Below are 22,729 nucleotides of genomic sequence, written 5' to 3'. Positions count from 1 at the left end.
TTGAACTCTACTTGCGCCACCACGAGGTCCACCGTCTGCTGTCGAACGAATCCTGATGGTGATTGCCGCATTCCTGGATGAGCGAACGCGGAATCCGGCTCAGGGTGTCGTGCAGGCTCAAGGGCGCGGAGATCTGATCGGAGGACTGCCGCAGCGCGATCCGTGCCTGCTGCTGCGCGTCCACCTCGGCGGCGCACTCGCGGCACACGGAAAGATGATGCGCGGCACGCAGATAGGCGTTCATTCGCAATTCGCCGTCCACATAGGCGGCGATGGCCTCACTGGCCAGATGCTCGGTGGGGGCGAAACGCGGGGGACGACGGTGCGGTCGGTCCTCGCCGTTCATACGCTGCACACCCTTCCGGACGACTCGAGCTGTTCGGGCGACACCCCGCAGGCGAGAACGCCCGCAGGTCACCCGACCTTTTCGGTGGCGGCAACGCGCCGCTCAATCCCATTATGCTCGAGGTGCTCGCGCAGTGCCTGCCGTCCTCGATGGATCCGGCTGCGCACGGTGCCCAGTTTGACGCCCAGCGTCGCGCCGATTTCCTCGTAGGACAGCCCTTCGATGTCACACAGCACGACTGCCGCACGGAACTCCGGGGCCAGCGAATCCAGCGCCGACTGCAGGTCGGGGTCCAGGTTGGCGTCGTGATAGGCCTGCTCCGGGCCGGGCCCCTCCGACGGGACGCGGTCATAGTCCTCCGGCAGCGCCTCCATGCGAATGCGGTTGCGGCGGCGGACCATGTCCAGGAACAGGTTGGTGGTGATGCGGTGCAGCCAGCCCTCGAAGGTGCCGGGCTGATAGTTCTGCAACGAGCGGAAGACGCGGATGAAGGTCTCCTGCGTCAGATCCTCGGCGTCCTGCGGATCACCGGTGAGGCGGTAGGCCAGGCGATACACGCGGTCGGCGTGCTCGCGGACCAGTTCGTCCCAGGTCGGCATGACGGAGCGATCGCCGGTGGCGTCGAAGGCGGCGGTCCCGGTCAGGGCCTCGTCTTCGGTAGTCTCGGTATCGGGGGACAGGACGAAGTCGCTGTCCAGCGGGGTTTCGCTGTCCAGCGGCTGGATCTGCGGGTGCAGGGTGTTGGCGTGTTCACGCGCCGCGTCGACCATGTGGATGGGGTTACCTCCTACTCGGGACCGTGAACGTCGGTATTGGTGACAACCAATCGGTTGGATCGGCTGTTCCCGATTCCGGGCCCGCGGTCGCTGGCCTGGCGTGAGGCTTACTCTCGTCGGTCGTGATGAGGCATCCGTATGTGGACGCTGAGGGACACCTGAGAAAAATCGCCGCACCGGCCGGTCACCGGCACGCCTTACCGGTGTATCGCCGTTAGCCTCTATTTCGTGAGCCAGACTCCCGCGGCACAGAACCTGCAGCGCAACCTCGCCTATGTGGAGGAATCCGTCGCCGAGGACGACATCCTCGTCGGCGCGCGCGAACGCGCCAACGAACTCGGCGCGGCCCCGGTCGCGCCGGCGGTCGGCGCGCTGATCGGCATGTACGCCCAGTTGCTGGGGGCGCGGGCCGTGGTGGAGGTCGGTACCGGGGCCGGGGTGAGCGGGCTGTGGCTGCTGGACGGCATGCGCGAGGACGGCACGCTGACCACCATCGACTCCGAGCCCGAGCATCAGCGCGCGGCCCGGGAGGCGTTCCGCTCGGCCGAGATCGCGCCCGCGCGCACCCGGCTGATCAACGGGCGAGCGCTGGATGTGTTGCCGCGCTTGGCCGATGGGGCCTACGACCTGGTGTTCATCGATGCCGCGCCGCTCGAGCACCCGCAGTATGTGCTGCAGGCCGTGCGCTTGCTACGCGAGGGCGGGGCGATTCTGTTGCACAACGCGCTGCTCGGGGGCCGGGTGCCGGATCCGGCGCAGCGTGATCCGCAGACGATGGCGGTGCGGGCGGCGACCCGGGCCATCGCGGAGGATCCGGATCTGACCAGCGTGCTGATCCCGGTGGGGGACGGGCTGCTCTGCGCTTCGCGCGGCTGAAACGCCAAGCGCCGGTACGCGTTTTCGAAACCTCGACGACGACACGCCGCCGACCCCTTGCGCCGTGATTGAACGAGTGTTTAATGTATTGAACATGCGTTCAACCGACGATCTGACGACCCGGGCCCGGATTCGCGATGCCGCGATCACCGTGTTCGGCGAACAGGGATTCGGGGTCGGCGTGCGGGCCATCGCGGCCGCCGCGGGCGTCTCTCCCGGGCTGGTCAATCATCATTTCGGGTCGAAGGAGGGGTTGCGGGAGGCCTGCGACGAGTGGGTTCGCGACACCATCCGGGCCGCCAAGATGGAGTACATCGAGAACCCGTCACCCGGCGGGCTCATGCGGCAACTGGCCGAGATCGAGGAATTCGCGCCGGGCATGGCCTACCTCATGCGCAGCTTCCAGGCGGGTGGCGCACTGACCAAGACGTTCTTCGCGCACATGGTCGAGGACACCGAGCAGTATCTGCGGGCCGGGGTCGCGGCGGGCACCATCAGGCCGATGCGCGACGTGCGCGCCACGGCGCGCTACGTCGCCACCAACAACGGCGGCGGCATGATGATGTTCCTGCGGCTCTACGCCGACGAGCATCCGGGCCCCGTGGACTACCGCAAGGCCCTGCGCGAATACGCCGATCAGATGATGCTGCCCGCCCTCGAGCTCTACACCTACGGCATGCTCACCGATTCCTCCGCGCTGGACGCACTCACCGCCGCACAGACCGAGCAATGACCATCAACGTCGTTTTCCGCCAAGGAGATTCGATGAACGTTCCCGCCGATCCCGCGATCCAGGTCCGGGACCTCCACAAGAATTTCGGGCAGGTGCACGCCCTGGACGGCCTCGACCTCGAGGTCGCCGAGGGCGAGGTGCACGGATTCCTCGGGCCCAACGGGGCCGGGAAGTCCACCACCATCCGCATTCTGCTGGGCATCCTGTCGCGCACCTCGGGGGAGGCGGTGGTGCTGGGGCGCGATCCGTGGTCCGACGCGGTGGCGCTGCATCGCGACATCGCCTATGTCCCAGGCGATGTCACGCTGTGGCCGTCGCTGTCGGGCGGTGAGACCATCGACCTGCTGGCGCGCATGCGCGGCGGCATCGACGCCGACCGCCGCGCCGAGCTGATCGAGCGTTACGAACTGGATCCGAGCAAGAAGGCGCGCACCTACTCCAAGGGCAATCGGCAGAAAGTCGCTCTGGTGTCGGCGTTTTCGTCGAACGCGCGGCTGCTCATGCTGGACGAGCCGACCTCGGGCCTGGACCCGCTCATGGAGCAGGTCTTCGGGGAATGCGTGGGCGAGGCGGCGGCGCGCGGGGTCACAGTGCTGCTGTCGAGTCACATTCTGTCCGAGGTGGAGAAGCTGTGTCAGCGGGTGACCATCATCCGCGAGGGCAAGACCGTCGAGACCGGGACGCTGGCCGAGATGCGGCACCTCTCGCGCACCGCCATCACCGCCGAGATGATCGGCAGCCCAGGCGATCTCAGCGGTATCGCCGGCGTCGAGGATCTCACGGTCGAGGGCAATACGCTGCGCTGCCAGGTGGACAGCGAGCATCTGGGCGAACTCATCCGGGTGCTGGGCGACGCCGGAGTGCGCAGCCTCGTCAGCCAGCCGCCGACGCTGGAAGAGCTGTTCCTGCGCCACTATTCGCTCGACGGCGGCGCGCCCGCCGCGGACCGCGAGAAGGTGTCGAAATGACGACCGCGACCGCCACCGCGCCGCGCGTCCTCGAATCCCCGCTGCGCGCAGCGGATTTCACCGGCACCGGGCAGCTGCTGCGGCTGTATCTGCGGCGCGACCGGATCATCCTGCCGCTGTGGGTGCTGTTGCTGTCGCTGCCGCTGGGTTCGGTCTACATCAAGGCCACCGAGAAGGTGTACTCCACGCCCGAGCAGCTGGCCGATTTCGCCGCGAGCATTCTGGCCAGTCCCGCGCAGCTGGCCATGTACGGGCCGGTGTACAACACCAGCCTGGGCGCGACCGCCATCTGGAAGGCGGGAATGTTCTTCACCCTCATCGGGATCGCGACCATTCTCGTCGTCATCCGGCACACCCGCGCCGACGAGGAGACCGGGCGCACCGAACTGCTCGCCTCCACCCGGGTCGGCCGGTTCGCGGGCCTGACCGCGGCCTTGATCCTGGCCTACGGTGCGGCCGTCGCCACCGGGCTGATCGGATTCGCCAGTCTCGCGGGCACCGAGGTGCCACGGTCGGGGTCGCTGGCCTTCGGGCTGGCGCTGGCCGGATCCGGAGTGGTGTTCGCCTCGGTCGCAGCCGTGGCCGCGCAACTGTCGGCCAGTGCCCGCACCTGTCGCGGTGTCGCGTTCACGGTGCTGGGGGTGACGTACACGCTGCGCGCCATCGGCGACGTGCGCGCCGGCGACGGGCCGACCAGCCCGCTCACCTGGATGTCGCCGCAGGGCTGGTCGCTGCAGGTGCGCGCGTACGCGGGCGATCACTACGCGGTGCTGCTGCTGCACGTGGCGCTCACGGCGGCGCTCACCGCCGTCGCGTATTACCTGCTGGCGCACCGGGATACGGGCGCCGGGCTGGTCGCGGAACGGCCGGGCGCGCTCGCGGCCGGTCCCACGCTGAGCGGTCCGTTCGGGCTGGCCTGGCGGTTGCAGCGCGCGACCTTGGCGGCGTGGACGATCGGCATCGGGCTCTACGGGCTGCTCATCGGCAGCATCACCCACGGCATCGGCAACGAGCTCGGCACCAGTCAGACCATCAAGGATCTGATCACCCGCATGGGCGGTTCCGACTCGCTGGAGAAGGCGTTGATCAGCTACGGCTTCACCATGGTCGCGGTGGGTGCGGCCGCCTACGCGGTGTCGGCGGCGCTGCGACTGCACGGCGAGGAGAGCACCGCGCGCGCCGAGACCGTGCTCACCGGTGCGGTGTCCCGAACCCGTTGGGTGGCTTCGCATCTGAGCTTCGCGCTGTTCGGTCCGGTGCTGGCGCTGGCGGTGTCCGGGCTGCTGGGCGGCCTGGTCTACGGGCGCGCCGCCGGAGACGTGGGCGGCAAGCTCGGCGAGGTCCTGGCGGCGGCGCTGATCCAGGTGCCGGCCGTGTGGACCTTCGCCGCGGTCGCCGTGCTGCTGTTCGGCCTGGCGCCGCGCTGGGCCACCGTGGCCTGGGGCGTCCTGGTGGCCGCCCTGGCGCTGTATCTGCTGGGCTCGCTCTCCGGTGCGCCGCAATGGGTCCGGGACCTGGAACCCTTCGAGCACGCGCCGAAGGTGCCCGGCGCGGCGTTCACCGCCACCCCGCTGATCGTCCTGCTCGTGGTGGATGTGGCCTTGATCACGGTGGGGCTCATCGGATTCCGCCGCCGCGACCTGCGTTCCGCCTGAAGCGAAGGCTCGGCGAACAGCCGCTCCGGGAACCTCCGGGGCGGCTGTTCGCCGGTTTCGCCATCGGTGCGCGGCACCGGCTGCGACGGATGGGGCGCGAGTGAAATCCCGCGTCACACAGCGAATTGCCAGTTGCCGGTGCAGGTGTGGTGAACGGGCGGGGAGGGCGGTGCAGGGGCAGTGCCGAGGGGTGGATTCGATCCGAGGCGGGTGGTAACCCAGTAAGGGGATCGATTTCAAGAGGAGGTGCGGACATGTATGAGGGCCTGGCGCTCGGAATACATCTGCCCGCGGGATGGCTGTGGCCGACACTGATCTTCTTCGGCCTCTTCGTCTTCGCCGCGCTGCTGGTGCTGCTGCTGGTCAGCGGCGCGCGATTCGACGACAGCGCGTCGCATTACGTGCCGACGACCACGGGAACCTGCGAGCCGTTCTGCGGCGCGCGCACTCCGGTGCCCGGATACCCCAACTGATCTCGCGCGTTCGGGTTTCCGGGGCACGGCAGCGGATACTCCACCGGAATGGTTCGACGAGTGGGGGTTCCCATGGGGCAGCCGATGCCGGCCGTGGTCGGGTTGTACCTCCGCGAGACCGGCCGATGCGACCGGGAAATCGGACATTGGCGGCGCATCGCCGAATTCCGGCTGACCGCCGACGGTCAGGCGGGCTTCCGGGCGATCGATCCGTTCGCGGGGCTGGTCGCGCGGGTCTGGTACCACCAGGGCGTCGATGTGCTCGGTACGGACCGCCGGATCATGCCCGCGGACGGCCCGGCCTTCCTGCGAGCGCTGTTGCAGCCGTTCGGGTTCCGTGACTACTGGTTCCGCGACGACAGTTCGCCGCGGAGCGGTTTCACTCGCACCCGGCACACGCCGGCGCGCAACCACACCGCGGCGGCTGCGCACGAAAACGACCGGGCCGCAGCCGATGTGGCCTGCGCGTGCGAAAGCGGCCCGGTGACCGGATCGGGCACCGGTGCGGCGGCGTCCAGGCCCGCGGCGTGGCGGCTGCTGGACGCCGACATCTTCCGCTTCTGACCGGGCCCGCGCTACAGGCTGTTGGCCAGCAGCGCGTACTGCGCCGCCGCCTGCTGCTGGGCATCGGCGTCGCTGGTGCCGTTCACGACGCCCACGTACCGCTTGTAACGCACGTAGCAGCGGGTGGGTGACTTGTCCGATTGGCGATGGGTGCAGGCGCTGTCGGGCACCTTGTCCGGCGCCGGGGCCTTGGTTTCCTGCAGATTGCCGATCATGCCGGTCACGAAGTCCGCGCCCGCCTGGGCATCTCGCACGCGGATCACGAAATTGCCGTCCGCGACCGAGGTTTCGTCCACGCCGTTGTCGGCGACCAGCTTGGACCAGAAGGTCATATCGTCCGCGAACAGGGTCAGCCAGTTGGCCGGGAACACCGCGAAATTGTCGGGGTCGACGGTCTTGTGGTCGCGGTCGGACACCAGGGTGCGGGCCAGCATCCGGTCGGGATCCACCGGCAGTCGCGAGATCTGATCGGCGGGGGTCTCGTTGAAGGCGTCCAGCACCGGCACCTGCGCGTCCAGCGTCTTCTTGGCCCAGGACAGCAGGTCCTGCTGGTCGGCGCTGGGGCGGATGATGAACAGCGAGATCACGAAGTCCTTGCGCGCCATGGTGACCCCGAGATTCGGCACGCCCGGCCGCCAGTGCGCGTAGGCGTCCGGATAGTTCGGCAGCGTCAGCTTCTGGTTCAGGTTCAGCGCCACATTGAAATCGGCGTCCTCGAGTTCCCGGGCGGCCAGTTTGGCGGCGTCGGCGGTCGGGAAGCGCAGCACCCGGGTGGTGATATTGGTGCCGGCCGGATCCGGCTCACCCTTGACGTTGTCGCGATCCGAACCGTTGGCCGCGAACCCGGCCAGGAAGCCGCGATCGGTCAGCACGCCCTTGACCGCGGAGGACAGATGGCTGACGTTGACCACGTCGTCGGGGGTGGTGAGCACCGAACCGCCCAGGCCGATACTGAGTTTCGGGTCGATGCGCACCGTGGGCGCGACGGCGGCGGTCATGCGGATGCCCTCGAGGGTGTTGCCCTTGCCGCCGTTGCTGTTGTCGTAGGAGTAGAAGTTCACCGGATACGTGCCGGTGTCCAGGGTGCGGACGTCCATCTCGCCGGGTACGGCGGTACCGGATTTCCCGCATCCGGTGAGTAGAGCGGCGGTCACGGCGAGACAGGTGATGGCGGTGACGATACGTGCCGGACGGCTCATGGTGATCCCTCCCGCGCGGCCCGGAGGCGGCGGCGCTGCGATGCACAAGATTTTCCGGCCGAGATCGGCCGACTGTCCACTGTTATCCGTGTCGGCCGGGCCGGCGTTTACACCCAGATGCCCTTGCCGACGGTCACCACACCCCCGTTGCTGACCGCGAAACGGTCCCGGTCCCGGTCCAGATCGACGCCGATGATCTCGCCCTCGGACACCACCACGTTCTTGTCGAGAATCGCGTGGCGCACCACCGCGCCGCGTCCGATGCGGGTGCCGGGCATGAGTACGCTGCCCTCCACGGTCGCGCCGTCGTCCACCATCACGTTCGAGAACAGCACCGAATTGCGGACCGTCGCCGCCGACAGGATGCTGCCCGCGCCCACGATCGACTCCTGGGCCAGACCGCCGCGGCCGAACTTGGCGGGCGGAAGGTTCTCGGCCGCACCGCGAATCGGCCAATGCTTGTTGTAGAGGTCGAACACCGGGTCCACCGACACCAGATCCATGTGCGCCTCGTAGAAGGCGTCGAGGGTGCCGACGTCACGCCAGTAGCCGCGGCTGCGGTCGGTCGCGCCGGGCACGATATTGGTGGCGAAGTCGTAGACCGAGGCCGCGCCCGCGCGCACCAGGCCGGGGATGATGTCGCCGCCCATGTCGTGGTCGGAGTCGTTGTCCTCGGCGTCGGCGCGGATGGCGTCCACCAGGACCTTGGTGGTGAACACGTAGTTGCCCATGGAGGCGAAGGTGACGTTCGGGTCGTCGGGGGTGCCCGGCGGATGCACCGGCTTCTCCAGAAAGCCGATGATGCGGCCGGATTCGTCGGAGTCGATGCAGCCGAAGGCGCTCGCGGCACTGCGCGGCACCCGGATGCCCGCGACCGTGACGCCCGCGCCGGATTCGATGTGCGCCTGCACCATCTGCTCCGGATCCATCCGGTACACGTGGTCGGCGCCGAAGACCACGATGTACTCCGGATCCTCGTCGTAGATCAGGTTGAGCGACTGCATGATCGCGTCCGCGCTGCCGGTGTACCAGCGCGGGCCCAGCCGCTGCTGCGCCGGAACCGGGGTGATGTACTCGCCGCCGAACCCGGACAACCGCCAGGTCTGCGAGATGTGGCGGTCCAGCGAATGCGACTTGTACTGCGTCAGCACACAAATCCGCAGATACCCGGCATTCACCAGATTAGACAGCACGAAATCGATGAGCCGGTACGCGCCGCCGAACGGCACCGCCGGCTTGGCGCGGTCCTTGGTGAGCGGAAAGAGCCGCTTGCCCTCGCCGCCGGCGAGCACGATCCCGAGTACGTGCGGCTGGCTCCTCACATCCTTGAAACTACCGCGTGGAGGAGAACCCGGAATGTCCAGCATGTGCTGTGTTGGATTACTCCTCCGCTTCGCTCCGGAGCGGGTTCGCGGCCCCGAAGTCTCGATTCTTCCCTCCCTCCGCTCCTCCGCTTCGCTCCCCGCTCCGCTCAGTCCAGAATCGAGACGGCCGCGAACCTGCGAGTTCGAGCCGGGCGGTTGGTGGCGTCTAGCGGTAGCGATTAGTTTGGACCGGTGAGTTACCGCGCGGAGGGAGCTCGCGGACTGCGAGTGGCCATGATGACCCGCGAATACCCACCCGAGGTGTACGGCGGGGCGGGCGTGCATGTCACGGAGCTGGTGCCTCGACTACGGCAGTTGTGCGACGTGACCGTGCATTGCATGGGGGTGGCGCGGACGGATGCGGTGGTGCACCAACCGGATCCGATGCTGTATGCCGCCAACTCGGCGTTGCAGATGATGTCGGCGCAGTTGCGGATGGCGGATGCGGCGAGCTTCGCGGATGTGGTGCATTCGCATACCTGGTACACGGGGCTGGCGGGGCATCTGGCCGCGGAGTTGTACGGGATTCCGCATGTGCTGACGGCGCATTCGCTGGAGCCGCGGCGGCCGTGGAAGGCCGAGCAGCTGGGCGGGGGATACCGGCTGTCGTCGTGGTCGGAGCACAATGCCATGACCTATGCCGACGCGGTGATCGCGGTCAGCGCGGGGATGCGCGCGGATGTGCTCGCCGCCTATCCGGACATCGATCCCGCCAAAGTCCATGTGGTGCACAACGGCATCCACGCGCAGGTGTGGCATCCGGGCGGCCCGGCCCCGGGGGTGCGGGATGTGCTCGGTGAACTGGGCGTGTCGCAGGGGCGGCCGATCGCGGCGTTCGTCGGGCGCATCACCCGGCAGAAGGGCGTCCCGCATCTGCTGGCTGCCGCCCGCCACCTGGATCCGGACATTCAACTGGTGCTGCTGGCCGGGGCCGCCGACACGCCCGCCATGGAGGCCGAGGTCGCGGCCGCGGTGCGCGCGCTGCGGGCCGAACGGGACGGCGTGTTCTGGGTCAAGGAAATGCTGCCCACCGAGCTGGTGCGCCAAGTGCTCGCCGCCGCAACGGTTTTCGTGTGCCCGTCGGTGTACGAGCCGCTGGGGATCGTGAATCTGGAGGCCATGGCCTGCGGCACCGCGGTGGTGGCCTCCGATGTGGGCGGCATCCCGGAGGTGGTGGTGCCCGGCGAGACCGGACGCCTGGTCCACTACGCGGCCGACGCGCCCGAGGACTACGAGCGCGCCCTGGCCCGCGCCGTGAACCAGGTCGCCGCGGACCCGGTCACGGCCGCCGCGATGGGGGCGGCGGGACGCGACCGGGCGATCGGGGCCTTCGACTGGAACCGGATCGCCGCGCAGACCGCGGGCATCTACGACCGGGTCCGCAAGGGCTGACTCATCGCCGAAACGCCCGGCTCACAACGGGTAGCGCATGAACACGTCGGCGCGGTCGTACGGGCTCGGCGGCAGCTCCGACGCGGGCACGTGCACGAAACCCATCGACTCGTAGAGGTGCACGGCGGGCGCCAGCCGGGCATTGCTGGCCAGGAAGAACTCCCGCGCGCCCAGCGCCCGCACCCGCTCGATGGCCGCGGCCAGCACCACGCGGCCGATGCCGCGGCCCTGAAAGCGCGGCGAGACCGCCATTTTCGAGAGCTCGAAGACCCCGGGATGCTCCTGCACCAGGGCGGCGCAGCCGACCGGTACGCCGTCGATGCGGGCGATCAGCACCTCACCGCCGCCGGCCACGATCCGCTCCGGATGGTCGAGGGTGGCGAGATCGGCGGGCTCGACGGCGAAGATGGCCTCGATCCACTCCATATTGAGGTCCTTGAACGCACGAGCGTCGGCGGCGGAGGCCATCGGGGACACCTCGATGACGTCGGCGGCGCGGGTCTGGGTGGGAGTCACCCCGAAAGCATGTCGGACGTCGAACAATAGCGTCCAATACTTGATAACTGCGATCGATATGATCGAGTTATGAACACTGGTGCGGTCGGGAATCCCGGGGTGGAACTGCGGCACCTGCGCTACTTCCTGGCCGTGGCCGACGAACTGCACTTCGGCCGCGCCGCCGCCCGCCTGCACATCGCGCAGCCCGCCCTCACACAGCAGATCCAGCGCCTCGAAACCCTGCTCGGCGCACGGCTGTTCGACCGCACCTCCCGCACCGTGGCGCTCACGCCGGCCGGAATCGTGCTGCGGGAGCGCGCCGTCGCCCTGCTCGGCCACGCCGAACGCGACCTGGCCGAGGTCACCCGCATCGCCCAGGGCAGCCAGGGGACCCTGCACCTGGGCTTCGTGCCCTCGGTGCTGCCGCTCGAACCCTTGCGCGGCGTCCGCGAATTCCGCGACCGCTACCCGCTGGTCCAGGTCGACCTGGTGGAGGGATTCACCAGCCACCTGATGGAACGCCTCGCTGCCGGCACCCTCGACATGGCCATCGTCCGCGACCCGGACCCGCGGCCCGGCACGGTCACCGTCCCGCTGATCACCGAACCGTTCGTCGCCATCGTGCCCGCCGATCATCCGCTGGCGCAGCGGGATTCGGTCACCGGCGCGGAGATCGCCGACCACCCGATGGTGTTCTTCCCACGCGTCGCCGGCGGCCTCGCCCACGACAAGAACCTCGCCCCGCTGCTGGCATCCGGCCGCCGCCCCCGCATCGTCCAGGAGGCCACCAACTGGACGATCCTGCTCTACCTGGTCGCCGCCGGTCTCGGCGTCACCATCGCCCCGCGCAGCGCCACCTTCACCGCCCCCGCCTCCGCCCGCATCATTCCGCTGGCGGGCACCGACGCCGAGACGACGATCTACCTCGCCACCCGCGAGCACGAAGACCGCCCCCTGGTCCACAACCTGCTCGAACTGCTCCCCAACCGTGCGCGCGACTGATCAACGAACCCGATACACCGACACCGTCACCGACGCGGTCACCGCCACCGGATCCGGCAGCCCCGCAATCCCTTCCGCCCGCCCCTCCGCCGCGTGAAACGCCGACGGCCCCATCCCCACCACATTCGCGACGTCGTCGTGCGAAAGCCGCATCACGTACTCGACCGCTTCCCGCCCCACTACCTCGAACCGCTCCCCGAGCGCGTCGCCCAACCGCTCCTGCTTGCCCGCATCCACACTCACCATCCCGAGCGGCCCGACCAACTCACCCAGATGCCGCGACGTAGGCGTCACCACAACGAACCGGCCACCCGGAGCCAACACCCGGGCAACTTCGTCCGCGTTGCGCGGCGCGAAGACACAGACGACGGCATCGACCGCCCCATCCCGCACCGGCAACCCGCGCCACGCGTCGGCCAGCACCGACCCCGCCCGCGTGTGCGCCCGGGCCGCCCGCCGAGCCGCCGCCTTCGATACGTCGAGGGCGATTCCTCGCGCCCCGCCCATCGAATCCAGCACCGCCGCCAGGTAATACCCGGTCCCCGCGCCGATCTCGAGCACCGCCCGATTTGTACCGCCGGCCGCCACGATCGGCTCTGGCGTTGCCGATTCCGCGGGGGCGAACGGGTGCCTCGGCCCGACATTCGCGTCACCCCTATCGGCCGGTGTCACGCCACTGCGTCGGGCCGAGGCCGCGTCGTCACGGCACGCGTCGAAGTCCGATGTCGGGATCGGTTCCCGCGCGCTTGCCTCGCGTTCTGCGGTGGTTTGGCGAGTGCGGCCGGCCAGCAGCGTGGCCGTGAGGCGCGCCGCCGAGGCGGCCGATGCGGACAAACCGGGCATGGTGATCGTCCTGTGCCGTCTCGGGGCGGCAGCCGTGGGGGAGTTCGCTCCGAATACTGGTGTGTCGAGATCGGTTCCGGGCGCGCTGACGGCTGCGGCCAGGGCCTGGGCTATCGGGGTGAAGTGGCCGCCGGATTGGAAGGCGGCTCGGGCTTCGAGCATGGCCGGGGTGTCGCCGGTCATTTTGGTGGCGGCGCCGGTGAGGAGGGTGACGTAGCCCTGTTTGGCCACGTCGAAGGAGTGGCCCCGGGGACAGCGCAAGGCGGCGGGGGTGGGTGCGGTGAGGGGGCCGGCGCAGTGCGGGCAGGCGAGTAGGTCGGCACAGGACAGGAGCCGCTCGGTGGGGGCGGGCTCGGGTGTGCCGACTGTGGGGGGATATGCGTTGTTGTTCACCGTGGTGTCGGTAGGCCCGGGGAGGCTTCGGTGTCCCGGGCAATCTCCGTGAATCGGGCCTACCGGCACGGGCGAGTCGAGCTGCTAGCTGGTGACTTTGACGAGTTCGTCACCGAGCGCCGCGGCTTCATCCGGCGTGAGCTCGACGACCAGACGCCCGCCACCCTCGAGTGGAACCCGCATGACGATTCCACGCCCTTCCTTGGTTGCCTCGAGGGGACCGTCCCCGGTGCGGGGCTTCATGGCCGCCATCCTCTGCTCCCTCCAGATCTGCGCGGTCTGCTGCGCACTTTCATGGAACTCCAGTTGTCACCAACCAGGCAGCCCACCGGTATGTGGCGGGCTGCACCATGCCCATTCTTCCCTATCGCGGATCGGGGCGGGTACCTGAGTTCCAAAAACCGACCGTCGTGGCGTTCAGCGAGTACTCACATTCACCCAGCAATCGGCGATGTGATCGTCTACCATCCCCGTCGCTTGCATGAGTGCGTACGCCGTCGTGGGCCCCACGAATTTGAAGCCGCGGCGCTTGAGTTCTTTTGCGAGAGCGGTGGATTCGGCTGTGACAGCGGGCACATCGGACAGTCCGCGGGGGCGTGCGCGGGGGGTCGGCGCGTATCCCCAGAGCAGCGTGTCCAGGCTCTCCCCGAGATCCCGGGCAACCCGCGCATTGTGGATGCTCGCCAGAATTTTGGCTCGATTGCGAACAATGCCGGGGTCGGCCATGAGGCGTTCCACATCGGCGTCCCCGAACTGCGCCACCCGCTCGATCGCGAACCCTTCGAATGCCGCGCGGAAGGCGGGTCGCTTGCGCAAAATCGTGATCCACGCCAAGCCCGACTGAAACGCCTCGAGGCACATTCGTTCGAATAGCGCGTCATCGCCGTGCAACGGGCGTCCCCACTCCAGATCGTGGTAATCCCGATAAAGCTGCGAGCCCTCCGACCAACCACACCGGATTCGGCCGTCGGATTCGACAGCCGCGGCGGATTGCGGGCTCACCGCGCACCCGGCTCATCACCGCGCGCACCCGACTGCCCGGGCGCGTCGGACGGCGCGGATTCGATGGCCGGCACGGACCCGGTGACCGACGCGGGCGCGGCGGGTGCGGTGGCCGGCAGCACGGCCGGAACCAGCCCGTCGCCCTGCCCGGCCGCGGGGGTCTCCGTCGATTCGGGCGCTGCGGTTTTCGCCCCCGCCTCGGGCGCGTCCCCGGCGCTCAGGCGAGCCAACTGCCCCTCGAGTTCGTCGATGCGGGCCGCGAGCCGGGTCAGCGCCCAATCCACCTCGCCCGCCTTGTAGCCGCGGAACACCTGCTGAAACCGCAGCGCCCGCACATCGCCCCCGCTGATCCCCGCCGCGGGCAGCACGGTGACGGTCGTCCCCTCCGGTAGCGGCCCGAGCTCCTCGGATCGCCCGAAGACCGCGCTGGCCACCAGGAACAGCAGCGCGGCGACCAATCCGACGATCAGCACGTACAGCAGCATCGTGAGCATGCCGTCGAGCTTAGGTGGCGGGCCTGCCCGGGACCGCCCTAGCCCCTGGCGGAAACCAGCCGCCGAATTCGGTGCCTCCCAACGGAAGAGGCCCTCGTCATCCCGGCGTGCTTTTGGCCGGGATCCACAGCCAAAGGGTGGATTCCGGCCAAAAGCACGCCGGAATGACGGGAGGGTGCCGTCGAGGCGGTTGGGTGCGCTAGGAGGTGCGCTAGAGGTGGCGAGTGGTGTCGATGCTCAGGGACATGCCCGCCAGGCCGCGGCGACGGACCGCCAGCTTGTCGGCGATCTCCAGCAAAGCCTTGCCGGAGGCGCTTTCCGGCGCGCGCAGCACGATGGGGGTGCCTTCGTCGCCCGCCTCGCGCAGGCCCTGTTCGATCGGGATCTGGCCCAGCAGCGGCACGTTGGCGCCGATGGCCCGGGTCAGGTTCTCGGCGACGGTCTGGCCGCCGCCGGCGCCGTAGAGCTCCATGCGGGTGCCGTCGGGCAGATCCAGCCACGACATGTTCTCGATGACGCCCGCGATGCGCTGGCGAGTCTGCAGGGCGATGGAGCCCGCGCGCTCGGCGACCTCGGCCGCGGCCAGCTGCGGGGTGGTGACGACCAGGATCTCCGCGTTCGGAATCAGCTGGGCCAGCGAGATGGCCACGTCGCCGGTGCCGGGCGGCAGGTCCAGCAGCAGCACGTCGAGATCGCCCCAGAACACGTCGGCCAGGAACTGCTGCAGCGCGCGGTGCAGCATCGGGCCGCGCCACACCACGGGCGTGTTGCCCTGGGTGAACATGGAGATCGAGATGACCTTCACGTCGTGCGCGATGGGCGGCATGATCATCCGCTCGACCTGGGTGGGCCGCTGGTCGGTGCCCAGCATGCGCGGCACCGAGTGACCGTAGATGTCGGCGTCGAGCACGCCGACCGACAGGCCCTTGGCGGCCAAGGCGGCCGCGAGATTCACGGTGACGGAAGACTTTCCGACGCCGCCCTTGCCGGAGGCGACCGCGTACACGCGGGTCAGCGACCCCGGCTGGGCGAACGGGATGACCGGCTCGGCGGAATCGCCGCGCAGCTTGCGCCGCAGTTCGGTGCGCTGCTCGTCGTTCATGACGTCCAGCTCGACGGTGATGGCCCCGACGCCGGGCACATCGGCCACGGCCTTGGTGACCCGTTCCTGGATGGCGGTGCGCATCGGGCAGGCCGACGTCGTCAGGTAGATCACAACGTGGACACCGCTATCCGCGCCGATCTCGACGCTCTTCACCATGCCCAGTTCGGTGATCGGTTTCCGGATCTCCGGGTCGTTCACCTTCGCGAGCGCGCCCCGCACATCCGATTCCGTTACCACTGGCATGCGGCCAGTCTAGGAGCGCGCTCGGGTGCGCTCAGATGCGGGGCAGCGCGGCGGGCGAGGGCGAGATGCCCGAGCCGTAGGCGGTCTCCCAGGCCATCACGTTGGCGACGTAGGCCATGGAGTTGTTGTAGCGCAGGATCGCTCGGGTCTGCTGGCCCGGATCGCGCATGTCGAGGCCGCCCGAGCACAGGTACTTGCCGGCGGTGAGTGTGGCGTCGTAGATGTTCTGGGGGTCGGCGATGCCGTCGCCGTTGCCGTCGGCGGCGTACTTGCGCCAGGTCTCGGGCAGGAACTGCATGGGGCCGACGGCGCGGCGGTAGCTGCCGGACAGGCCGTCCAGATCGCCGCCGTCGGAGGTGGCGACCACGTTGTTGCCGTAGAGGCTGCCGTCCAGGATCGGGCCGTAGACCGGTTCGATCGGATAGCCGTTGTCGTCGATCTTGCCGAAGCCGTGGGTGGATTCGACGCGGCCGATGCCCGCGAGCATGTTCCACGGCATATTGCAGGTCGGATTCTCCACCGCCAGAACCTTTTCCGCGTTCTGGTAGGCGTCGTACGCCACGCCCGGCATGCCGAGCGGTCCGGCGGGGCGCGCCGAGGGCGTCCGTCCGTCCGGCTGCGCGACGGCCTTCACCTGCGGCGGCCCCACGGGCCCAACCTGTTTGGCTTCCTTGAGCAGCGGCTCCGGGGCGGCGGCGGGGACGGCCGCCGCCGCCTTGGGTAGTTGTTCTTCACTGTCGCTGGACAATTGGTGCTGAACGGTAGCCGTGACCTTGTCGGCGAGGCTGCCGTCGCCCGCTCCGGTAACTGTGGCAAGTCCTGCGGGCACCAGCCCGGTCAATGCGATGACCGATCCACGTCGAACCTTGGGGACCGGGGGTTTACGGTGACGACCCACTGTGTGGTGACCCTCCATTGCCATCGGTTGTTACCGGGGTGATGCAGTGAGGGCCACGTTACCTTATCCGAGACCTTCCTGTTACCCCTTCGTGACCAACTCTCAGGTTTAGAAGGAATCCCTAGTCAGAATGCACGAGAACGCGAGTTCCGGGGCGTCGCCCCGAAACTCGCGCAACACACATTCGTTACGGAGCGGGGGCCGGCGCGGGCGCCGGCAGCGGAATCGTGATGCCGAACGGCAGCGTGATGGCGGGCGCCGGGGTGGTCGCCTCCGTGGTGTCCGGGGTGACGTCCGCGGGCGCCATCGGCTCGGCCTCGGGCGTCTTGGCGGGCGCGACGGTTTGCTGATCCTGCGGTTGCCGACCGGCCTGCTGCGGCTGATCCGGCTTCGAATCCTGTTGTCCCGCCGGAGTGTTGCAACTGGTGAGCGCCTGGTCCTTGACCATCGGCTTGCCGTCGGGGCCGAAGACGATCGGCTTGCCCTCCGCGGTCACGATCGGCTGCCCGTCGGTGCCGAGCACCTGCTCGCCGGGCTGGCCGCTCTCGGGCAGCTTCTGATCCGGCTGCGCCGGAACCGCCGCCTGCTCACAGGGATTCGCGGGCTGCACCGGTGCGGGGCAGAAGATGCCGCAGGGGATCGGCGGCAGACCCGGGATGGTGATCATCACCTGGGTCGGCGTCGGCGTGGTGGTGACCGGCTGGGTGGTGGTCTCCTCCGGCGTGGCGGCCGGAATCGTGGTGGAGGCCACGGTGATATCGGGCCCGCTGACCGGAACGTAGTTGTTGGGCACCAGATCCGGCGAGATGTTCACCTGCTGCGGGGTGCCGCCGGTCTTGTAGGCATTGGCCCAGCTGAGCACATTGGCCGCGTAGGAGACCGAGTTGTTGTAGCGCAGCACCGCGCGCAACTGCTGCTGGGTATCGGACAGATCCAGTCCGCCCGAGCACAGGTACTTGCCCGCCGCCAGCGCGGCGTCGAAGACATTGTTGGGATCCGGTGTGCCGCTGCCCTTTCCATTGGCGGCGTACACCGACCAGGTGCTGGGCAGGAACTGCATGGGCCCGACCGCGCGCACGAAGCCGCCGTCGGCGGCCTTGATGACCTCGTTGCCGGGCAGGGTGCCGTCCAGGGCCGGCCCGTAGATGGGCGAGACCGTGGTGCCCGCGGCGTCGGTGCGGCCGTTGTCGGCGTGGTTGGACTCGATGCGCCCGATGCCGGCCAGCAGGTACCAGGGCAGGTGGCAGTTCGGGTCCGAGGAGGCCAGCGCCAGTTCCGCGTTGCGGTAGGCGGCCAGCACGATCTCCGGGATGCCGAGCACGCCGTTGCCGCCGGGCAGCGAGATGTCGTGCAGCGGCACGGTGCCGCCGAAGAGCGGCAGGCCATCGGCCGGCGGGGTCATTGCGCTGAGTTTGCGGGGCGCCTCCGGAGCCGCCGGAACCAGGCCGACGGTGTTCTCCGAGGGCAGGTCGACGGGACTGTCGAGGCTCGCGTTGTGGGCTTGCGCGGCCGCCAGCAACGCGTCCGGCGCGGCCTGCGGGGCCGCGATGTGGACGGTCGTATTGGTGGCAGAACCGGCGGTGACCAGGCCTGCTATCAACAGCGCCGACGCTGTCACCGGAGCAGATATTCTCTTCGCCACCACACAATCCCCTCAGTCGTGCGGCCGGATCCCCGCGTCGACACTCATACTGCGGCAGTGTCTGGGTCGGTCGCTCGGAACAACGTGATCCAGGTTACCCATGAGTCAGCTCGTTCGGAACAACTTCTGTGGTCAGTCGCCATCATTTTGTGCCAGATTTGCGGCCTCGACGGTATTCCGATCGGTACTCTTCTTTGCTTTCTTGACCTTGACGACCTCCCCGCCGACAGCCAGTTTCTCCAATCTGACCAGGGTCTCCTTGATGTCGTCCAGTTCCCTGCGCACGTAGTCGCGCGTGGTGACCTCGCCCACGGCCAGTCGCAGCGCGGCCAGTTCGCGCGCCAGGAATTCGGTGTCGGCCTTCGTCTGGGCCGCCCGGGTGCGGTCCTCCTCGAGCGAGACCCGGTCGCGGTTGTCCTGCCGGTTCTGCGCCAGCAGGATCAGCGGCGCGGCGTAGGCGGCCTGGGTGGAGAACGCGAGGTTCAACAGGATGAAGGGGTAGGGGTCCCACTGCAGGCTGACCGCGAAGACGTTGAGCGCGATCCACACCACCACGATCACGGTCTGGATCACCAGGTAGCGGCCGGTGCCCAGGAAGCGGGCGACCTGTTCGCTGGTGCGCGCCATCGCCTCGGCATCCCAGTCGAAACCGCGGAAGCGGTTCTCGACAGGCGTCTCCAAACGCTGACGGGCATTGAGTTTTTCGAGCCGTTCGCTCATGCTGTTTCCTTCCGGCGTGAACGGAGCCCCTGCGCGGTTACGCAAGCTGCCTTCTCCGGGGCTTGACCGTTCACGCCCTGCCTCCCGTCCCCTCGACCACGGGCAAGCCGTGCACATCGTGTTGGTCTTCGTCCTGCTCGCGCCAGTCCTCGGGCAGCAGGTGGTCGAGCACGTCATCGACGGTGACGGCTCCCAATAGATGATTCTCCGCGTCGACCACCGGTCCGCACACCAGGTTGTAGGTGGCGAAGTAGCGGGTCACCGCGGTGAGCGGAGCGTCGGGCCGCAACTGCACCAGATCGGTGTCGACGATGCCGCCGACCAGATTCGCGGGCGGTTCGCGCAGGAGCTGCTGGAAATGCACACAACCCAGGTACCGACCGGTCGGCGTGGCCGTGGGCGGGCGCACCACGAACGCCATCGACGCCAGCGCCGGGGTGAGCTCCGGATCGCGGATGCGGGCCAGCGCCTCGGCGACGGTGGTCGAGGCGGTGAGCACCACCGCGTCCGGCGTCATCAGACCACCGGCGGTGTAGGGCGCGTGCTCGAGCAGGCGGCGCACCGGCTCGGAGTCCTCCGGATCCATCAGCGCCAGCAGCGATTCCGCCTCGCCGGCGGGCAGCTCGCCCAGCAGGTCGGCGGCGTCGTCGGGGTCCATGGCCTCGAGCAGATCGGCGGCGCGCTCCACGCCCAGCTGCTCGAGCAGTTCCACCTGGTCGTTCTCGGGCAGCTCCTGGACCACGTCGGCGAGCCGTTCGTCGTCGAAGGCCGAGGCCACCTCGATGCGGCGCTTGTGCGGCAGTTCGCGCAGCATGTGCGCGACGTCGGCGGGCCGCATGCCCTCGAACTGCCCGAGCAGCTGGGTGACGTCCTGGCCGGGCAGATTGAGCTCGGTCTGGGTGAGCCCGCGCACCTGCGCCCAGTCGACCACGTGCACCGCGCCGCGCCGCCCGAAACCGACTCCCAGGCGGCGGCGTTCGCGCACCGCGACCCGCGAGACCACCCAGTCGCGGGTGCGGCCCTGTTCGATGCCCAGATCGACCACCACCACGTCGGCCTCGGCCAGCTGCGGCAGCTCCGGATCGGCGACCCGGACCGTCGAGTCGAGAATCTGCGCGACAGCCAGCAATTCGCCGGGCCGCTGCTCGAAACGCCGCACGCTGATCGTGCCCGTGGTGAGCGTGACCGCGCCCGGATCGACGGCCTGCACCCGCAGCATCGGCACGAAAATGCGCTTCCGCGTGGGCAGTTCGACGAGAATGCCGAGAACCCTGGGTTGCTGGCGGTCGTACCGGATAGAGATCACGATGTCCCGGAGGCGGCCGATAGACTCGCCGTCCGGTCCTAGTACCACCAAGCCCGCCAACCGGGCGGCGAAAACCTTCATCGCTGCCATGTTTGGTAAGGCTAGTGGGTCGAGCGCGTCCGAAATGTCGCGCCACGTGAAGGAGTGACTGATGACATCGCCAGGATCGACTACTCGAGTGCGCCGCTCGGTGCTGGCCGTACCCGGCAGCAACCCGCGCATGATCGACAAGGCCAAGGGGCTGGCGGCCGACGAGGTGTTCCTCGACCTCGAGGACGCGGTCGCCCCCGCGGCCAAGGCGGACGCCCGCGCCAACATCGTGGCGGCCCTGAATTCCGGCGGCTGGGGCACGCAGATTCGCGTGGTGCGGGTCAACGATTGGAGCACCGAGTACACCTACGCCGACGTGATCACGGTGGTGGAGGGCGCGGGCTCGGAACTGGACGCCATCCTGCTGCCCAAGGTGATCGACGCCGGACAGGTGCGGGCGCTGGATCTGCTGTTGACCCAATTGGAGAAGGCCAACGGGCTGCCGGTCGGCCGGATCGGGATCGAACCGCAGATCGAGAACGCGCTCGGGCTGCGCAATATCGACGCCATCGCCACCGCGAGCCCGCGGGTGCAGACGCTGGTGTTCGGGCCCGCCGATTTCATGGCGTCGATCAATATGCGCACGCTCGTGGTGGGCGAGCAGCCCGAGGGCTACGCGCCGGGTGATGCTTATCACCACATCTATATGACGATCTTGCTGGCCGCGCGCGCCCATGGGCTGCAGGCCATCGACGGACCCTATCTGGCGGTCCGCGATATCGACGGTTTCCGGCGCAACGCGGCGCGCACGGCGGCCCTCGGATTCGACGGCAAATGGGTGCTGCACCCGGACCAGATCACCGCCTGCAACGAGATCTTCAGCCCACGTCAGGCCGATTACGACCGGGCCGAGGAGATCCTGGACGCGTACGCCTTCCACACCTCCCTCGCCGGCGGCGCCCGCGGCGCGGTCATGCTCGGCGACGAGATGATCGACGAGGCGAGCGCGAAGATGGCGCAGGTCATAGCCGATAAGGGGCGGGCCGCAGGAATGGTGCGAACTGTTTGAAATCCGGCACGGCGAGGCGCCGACAATGGACGCGAAATAGCATGATGGAGTCATGACGAATCCCATGGGGAATGCGAACCGGGGCCGCCCGGGTCTCCCGACGCCGCCGTCGGGCTGGCCGATCGGTTCCTACCCGACCTACGCCGAGGCGCAGCGGGCCGTCGACTATCTGGCCGACAATCAGTTCCCGGTGGAGGGCGTGACCATCGTCGGCGTCGACCTCATGCAGGTCGAACGGGTGCTGTACCGGCTGACCTGGGGCAAAGTCATTGGCGGCGGCATGGTTTCGGGCGCCTGGCTGGGACTGTTCCTGGGTCTGCTGCTGAGCATGTTCACCTCCGGCGGCGCCCTGGGCCCGCTGGTGGTCGGCCTGGTCGGCGGCATCATCTTCGGCCTCATCTCCGCGTCCATCCCGTACGCGGCCACCCGCGGCCAGCGCGATTTCGCCTCCACCATGCAGTTGGTGGCGGGGCGCTACGACGTGCTGTGCGATCCCAAGACCGCCGAGCAGGCGCGCGACATGCTCGCCCGGCTGGCCATCTAGTTCATGGACGTCCTGGATCAGGTCCGGGCCGGCGTGCTCGGCCATTTCGGCGTGGACAGCGCGGACGCGGCCTCGGTGACCTTCCTGGGCCTCGAGCCCATCGACATTCTGCGCGTCCCCGACGGGGAGTTCGTGCACTACGCCACCCTCGGCGGCTCCCGGCATCCGATGACGGATCCGACCGCGGCACTGGCGGATCCGGTGCGCGGGCCGCGCGCCGAACTGGTGCTCACCCTGCGCGGCGGAGCCGGCGCCGGGTCCGGGCTGACCCGCATGCTGGGGGTGCTGGTCGCGGCGCCGTCGGTGGAAGGCGTTGTGCTGCAACCCGATGCGCTGCTGGACCTCGGTGAACCGCTGTGGACCAACGCCCCGTTCACCGCGGTGCTGCTGGAAGACAGCGAGATCCCGGCGGTGGATCTGCCGGAACCCGCTGAGCCCGTACGCTTCCTGACGGTCGTGCCGATCACCGCCACCGAGGCGGCCTGGGTGCGCATTCGCGGCGCGGCGGCCCTGCGCGAGGCGTGGGCCGAGGCGGGCATCGACGTCCGCGACCCCGCCCGATCGGCCGCCTCGCTGTAGGCGATCGCCTACGGA

23 protein-coding genes and 3 pseudogenes are annotated in these 22,729 nt (G+C 68.8%); 11 read left to right on the top strand and 15 right to left on the bottom strand.

Annotation, left to right across the window (positions count from 1 at the left end; translation table 11 throughout):
- Positions 1 to 7 precede the first annotated feature (7 nt).
- Both D7D52_RS01290 and sigE read right to left on the bottom strand, forming a co-directional pair.
- Positions 8 to 346 (bottom strand): hypothetical protein, encoded by a 339-nt coding sequence (locus D7D52_RS01290; protein ID WP_120734678.1) that lies wholly within the window; start codon positions 344 to 346, stop codon positions 8 to 10.
- A gap of 68 nt (positions 347 to 414) precedes the next feature.
- Positions 415 to 1,116, bottom strand: a complete 702-nt coding sequence (sigE, locus tag D7D52_RS01285) for an RNA polymerase sigma factor SigE (protein WP_246023581.1) — start codon at positions 1,114 to 1,116, stop codon at positions 415 to 417.
- Between the two features lie 234 nt (positions 1,117 to 1,350).
- Here sigE and D7D52_RS01280 point away from each other — a divergent pair, with 234 nt between their 5' ends.
- The 6 genes from D7D52_RS01280 (at position 1,351) to D7D52_RS01255 (ending at position 6,391) form a co-directional block, all read left to right on the top strand.
- Positions 1,351 to 1,998, top strand: a complete 648-nt coding sequence (locus D7D52_RS01280; RefSeq protein ID WP_120734677.1) for an O-methyltransferase — start codon at positions 1,351 to 1,353, stop codon at positions 1,996 to 1,998.
- Between the two features lie 94 nt (positions 1,999 to 2,092).
- Positions 2,093 to 2,731 carry a TetR/AcrR family transcriptional regulator gene (locus tag D7D52_RS01275; RefSeq protein ID WP_120734676.1) on the top strand — a complete coding sequence of 213 codons (639 nt, stop codon included), beginning with the start codon at positions 2,093 to 2,095 and terminating at the stop codon, positions 2,729 to 2,731.
- Positions 2,732 to 2,763: 32 nt separating this feature from the next.
- A complete protein-coding gene (locus D7D52_RS01270; protein WP_120743691.1) occupies positions 2,764 to 3,699 on the top strand; it encodes an ABC transporter ATP-binding protein in 936 nt (311 codons plus the stop codon).
- Positions 3,696 to 5,354, top strand: coding sequence for an ABC transporter permease (locus D7D52_RS01265; protein ID WP_120734675.1), 1,659 nt, complete (start codon positions 3,696 to 3,698; stop codon positions 5,352 to 5,354). Before D7D52_RS01270 ends, D7D52_RS01265 begins: the two co-directional genes overlap by 4 nt.
- A 254-nt stretch (positions 5,355 to 5,608) precedes the next feature.
- Complete coding sequence (locus tag D7D52_RS01260; RefSeq protein WP_120734674.1) at positions 5,609 to 5,827, top strand: hypothetical protein; 219 nt, start codon at positions 5,609 to 5,611, stop codon at positions 5,825 to 5,827.
- Between the two features lie 48 nt (positions 5,828 to 5,875).
- Positions 5,876 to 6,391, top strand: coding sequence for a hypothetical protein (locus D7D52_RS01255; protein ID WP_222932765.1), 516 nt, complete (start codon positions 5,876 to 5,878; stop codon positions 6,389 to 6,391).
- Between the two features lie 11 nt (positions 6,392 to 6,402).
- Here the strand turns inward: D7D52_RS01255 and D7D52_RS01250 are convergent, their stop codons facing one another.
- Together D7D52_RS01250 and glgC are read right to left on the bottom strand one after the other, a co-directional pair.
- Positions 6,403 to 7,590, bottom strand: coding sequence for a DUF7373 family lipoprotein (locus D7D52_RS01250; protein ID WP_246023580.1), 1,188 nt, complete (start codon positions 7,588 to 7,590; stop codon positions 6,403 to 6,405).
- Between the two features lie 107 nt (positions 7,591 to 7,697).
- On the bottom strand, positions 7,698 to 8,912 hold the full coding sequence (gene glgC / locus D7D52_RS01245) for a glucose-1-phosphate adenylyltransferase (protein ID WP_120743689.1): 1,215 nt from the start codon (positions 8,910 to 8,912) through the stop codon (positions 7,698 to 7,700).
- Positions 8,913 to 9,176: 264 nt separating this feature from the next.
- Between glgC and glgA the strand changes: the two genes are divergently transcribed.
- Positions 9,177 to 10,346, top strand: coding sequence for a glycogen synthase (gene glgA / locus D7D52_RS01240; protein ID WP_120743688.1), 1,170 nt, complete (start codon positions 9,177 to 9,179; stop codon positions 10,344 to 10,346).
- Between the two features lie 21 nt (positions 10,347 to 10,367).
- On the opposite strand, the gene D7D52_RS01235 is transcribed toward glgA, so the two are convergent.
- Positions 10,368 to 10,862, bottom strand: coding sequence for a GNAT family N-acetyltransferase (locus D7D52_RS01235; RefSeq protein ID WP_222932764.1), 495 nt, complete (start codon positions 10,860 to 10,862; stop codon positions 10,368 to 10,370).
- Between the two features lie 69 nt (positions 10,863 to 10,931).
- Between D7D52_RS01235 and D7D52_RS01230 the strand changes: the two genes are divergently transcribed.
- Entirely contained in the window at positions 10,932 to 11,846 is a 915-nt protein-coding gene (locus D7D52_RS01230) for a LysR family transcriptional regulator (protein WP_120734672.1), read from the top strand.
- Here the strand turns inward: D7D52_RS01230 and D7D52_RS01225 are convergent.
- The 10 genes and pseudogenes from D7D52_RS01225 to D7D52_RS01175 form a co-directional block, all read right to left on the bottom strand.
- Positions 11,847 to 12,470 (bottom strand): annotated as a pseudogene (locus tag D7D52_RS01225) (methyltransferase domain-containing protein); the annotation flags it as partial.
- A 432-nt stretch (positions 12,471 to 12,902) separates the two neighbouring features.
- Positions 12,903 to 13,082 (bottom strand): annotated as a pseudogene (locus tag D7D52_RS40090) (putative RNA methyltransferase); the annotation flags it as partial.
- Between the two features lie 84 nt (positions 13,083 to 13,166).
- On the bottom strand, positions 13,167 to 13,334 hold the full coding sequence (locus D7D52_RS01215) for a DUF3117 domain-containing protein (protein ID WP_083869218.1): 168 nt from the start codon (positions 13,332 to 13,334) through the stop codon (positions 13,167 to 13,169).
- Between the two features lie 165 nt (positions 13,335 to 13,499).
- The gene (locus D7D52_RS01210) at positions 13,500 to 14,084 is read right to left on the bottom strand and encodes a DNA-3-methyladenine glycosylase I (RefSeq protein WP_120734671.1); all 585 of its coding nucleotides are present in this window, start codon (positions 14,082 to 14,084) and stop codon (positions 13,500 to 13,502) included.
- 212 nt (positions 14,085 to 14,296) lie between these two features.
- Positions 14,297 to 14,578: pseudogene (locus tag D7D52_RS40265) on the bottom strand (DivIVA domain-containing protein); the annotation flags it as partial.
- A gap of 211 nt (positions 14,579 to 14,789) precedes the next feature.
- A complete protein-coding gene (locus D7D52_RS01195) occupies positions 14,790 to 15,926 on the bottom strand; it encodes an Mrp/NBP35 family ATP-binding protein (protein ID WP_120734670.1) in 1,137 nt (378 codons plus the stop codon).
- A gap of 31 nt (positions 15,927 to 15,957) precedes the next feature.
- A complete protein-coding gene (locus tag D7D52_RS01190; RefSeq protein WP_425464602.1) occupies positions 15,958 to 16,824 on the bottom strand; it encodes a lytic transglycosylase domain-containing protein in 867 nt (288 codons plus the stop codon).
- Positions 16,825 to 17,011: 187 nt separating this feature from the next.
- A complete protein-coding gene (locus D7D52_RS01185) occupies positions 17,012 to 18,442 on the bottom strand; it encodes a lytic transglycosylase domain-containing protein (protein ID WP_246023578.1) in 1,431 nt (476 codons plus the stop codon).
- A gap of 156 nt (positions 18,443 to 18,598) precedes the next feature.
- A complete protein-coding gene (locus D7D52_RS01180; protein WP_120734668.1) occupies positions 18,599 to 19,186 on the bottom strand; it encodes a DUF1003 domain-containing protein in 588 nt (195 codons plus the stop codon).
- Positions 19,187 to 19,256: 70 nt separating this feature from the next.
- A complete protein-coding gene (locus D7D52_RS01175) occupies positions 19,257 to 20,582 on the bottom strand; it encodes a magnesium transporter MgtE N-terminal domain-containing protein (protein ID WP_120734667.1) in 1,326 nt (441 codons plus the stop codon).
- Between the two features lie 61 nt (positions 20,583 to 20,643).
- Between D7D52_RS01175 and D7D52_RS01170 the strand changes: the two genes are divergently transcribed.
- The 3 genes from D7D52_RS01170 to D7D52_RS01160 are packed head-to-tail and all read left to right on the top strand — an operon-like array spanning position 20,644 to position 22,714.
- Positions 20,644 to 21,591, top strand: a complete 948-nt coding sequence (locus tag D7D52_RS01170) for an HpcH/HpaI aldolase/citrate lyase family protein (protein ID WP_120734666.1) — start codon at positions 20,644 to 20,646, stop codon at positions 21,589 to 21,591.
- A 52-nt stretch (positions 21,592 to 21,643) separates the two neighbouring features.
- Entirely contained in the window at positions 21,644 to 22,135 is a 492-nt protein-coding gene (locus D7D52_RS01165) for a YflT domain-containing protein (RefSeq protein ID WP_120734665.1), read from the top strand.
- 3 nt (positions 22,136 to 22,138) lie between these two features.
- The gene (locus D7D52_RS01160; protein WP_120734664.1) at positions 22,139 to 22,714 is read left to right on the top strand and encodes a suppressor of fused domain protein; all 576 of its coding nucleotides are present in this window, start codon (positions 22,139 to 22,141) and stop codon (positions 22,712 to 22,714) included.
- Positions 22,715 to 22,729 lie beyond the last annotated feature (15 nt).

The organism is Nocardia yunnanensis (genome assembly GCF_003626895.1).
GTDB classification, from domain to species: Bacteria; Actinomycetota; Actinomycetes; order Mycobacteriales; family Mycobacteriaceae; genus Nocardia; species Nocardia yunnanensis.
Note: the sequence above shows the minus strand (reverse complement) of the source record. Positions and strands in the feature narration are given on the sequence as shown.

What these genes read in the sequence shown, in the direction of transcription:
- D7D52_RS01290 (WP_120734678.1), bottom strand. Translation starts at nt 346, where the DNA reads ATGAACGGCGAGGACCGACCGCACCGTCGTCCCCCGCGTTTCGCCCCC.
- sigE (WP_246023581.1), bottom strand. Translation starts at nt 1,116, where the DNA reads ATGGTCGACGCGGCGCGTGAACACGCCAACACCCTGCACCCGCAGATC.
- D7D52_RS01275 (WP_120734676.1), top strand. Translation starts at nt 2,093, where the DNA reads ATGCGTTCAACCGACGATCTGACGACCCGGGCCCGGATTCGCGATGCC.
- D7D52_RS01270 (WP_120743691.1), top strand. Translation starts at nt 2,764, where the DNA reads ATGAACGTTCCCGCCGATCCCGCGATCCAGGTCCGGGACCTCCACAAG.
- D7D52_RS01265 (WP_120734675.1), top strand. Translation starts at nt 3,696, where the DNA reads ATGACGACCGCGACCGCCACCGCGCCGCGCGTCCTCGAATCCCCGCTG.
- D7D52_RS01260 (WP_120734674.1), top strand. Translation starts at nt 5,609, where the DNA reads ATGTATGAGGGCCTGGCGCTCGGAATACATCTGCCCGCGGGATGGCTG.
- D7D52_RS01255 (WP_222932765.1), top strand. Translation starts at nt 5,876, where the DNA reads ATGGTTCGACGAGTGGGGGTTCCCATGGGGCAGCCGATGCCGGCCGTG.
- D7D52_RS01250 (WP_246023580.1), bottom strand. Translation starts at nt 7,590, where the DNA reads ATGAGCCGTCCGGCACGTATCGTCACCGCCATCACCTGTCTCGCCGTG.
- D7D52_RS01230 (WP_120734672.1), top strand. Translation starts at nt 10,932, where the DNA reads ATGAACACTGGTGCGGTCGGGAATCCCGGGGTGGAACTGCGGCACCTG.
- D7D52_RS01215 (WP_083869218.1), bottom strand. Translation starts at nt 13,334, where the DNA reads ATGGCGGCCATGAAGCCCCGCACCGGGGACGGTCCCCTCGAGGCAACC.
- D7D52_RS01195 (WP_120734670.1), bottom strand. Translation starts at nt 15,926, where the DNA reads ATGCCAGTGGTAACGGAATCGGATGTGCGGGGCGCGCTCGCGAAGGTG.
- D7D52_RS01180 (WP_120734668.1), bottom strand. Translation starts at nt 19,186, where the DNA reads ATGAGCGAACGGCTCGAAAAACTCAATGCCCGTCAGCGTTTGGAGACG.
- D7D52_RS01175 (WP_120734667.1), bottom strand. Translation starts at nt 20,582, where the DNA reads ATGGCAGCGATGAAGGTTTTCGCCGCCCGGTTGGCGGGCTTGGTGGTA.
- D7D52_RS01170 (WP_120734666.1), top strand. Translation starts at nt 20,644, where the DNA reads ATGACATCGCCAGGATCGACTACTCGAGTGCGCCGCTCGGTGCTGGCC.
- D7D52_RS01165 (WP_120734665.1), top strand. Translation starts at nt 21,644, where the DNA reads ATGACGAATCCCATGGGGAATGCGAACCGGGGCCGCCCGGGTCTCCCG.
- D7D52_RS01160 (WP_120734664.1), top strand. Translation starts at nt 22,139, where the DNA reads ATGGACGTCCTGGATCAGGTCCGGGCCGGCGTGCTCGGCCATTTCGGC.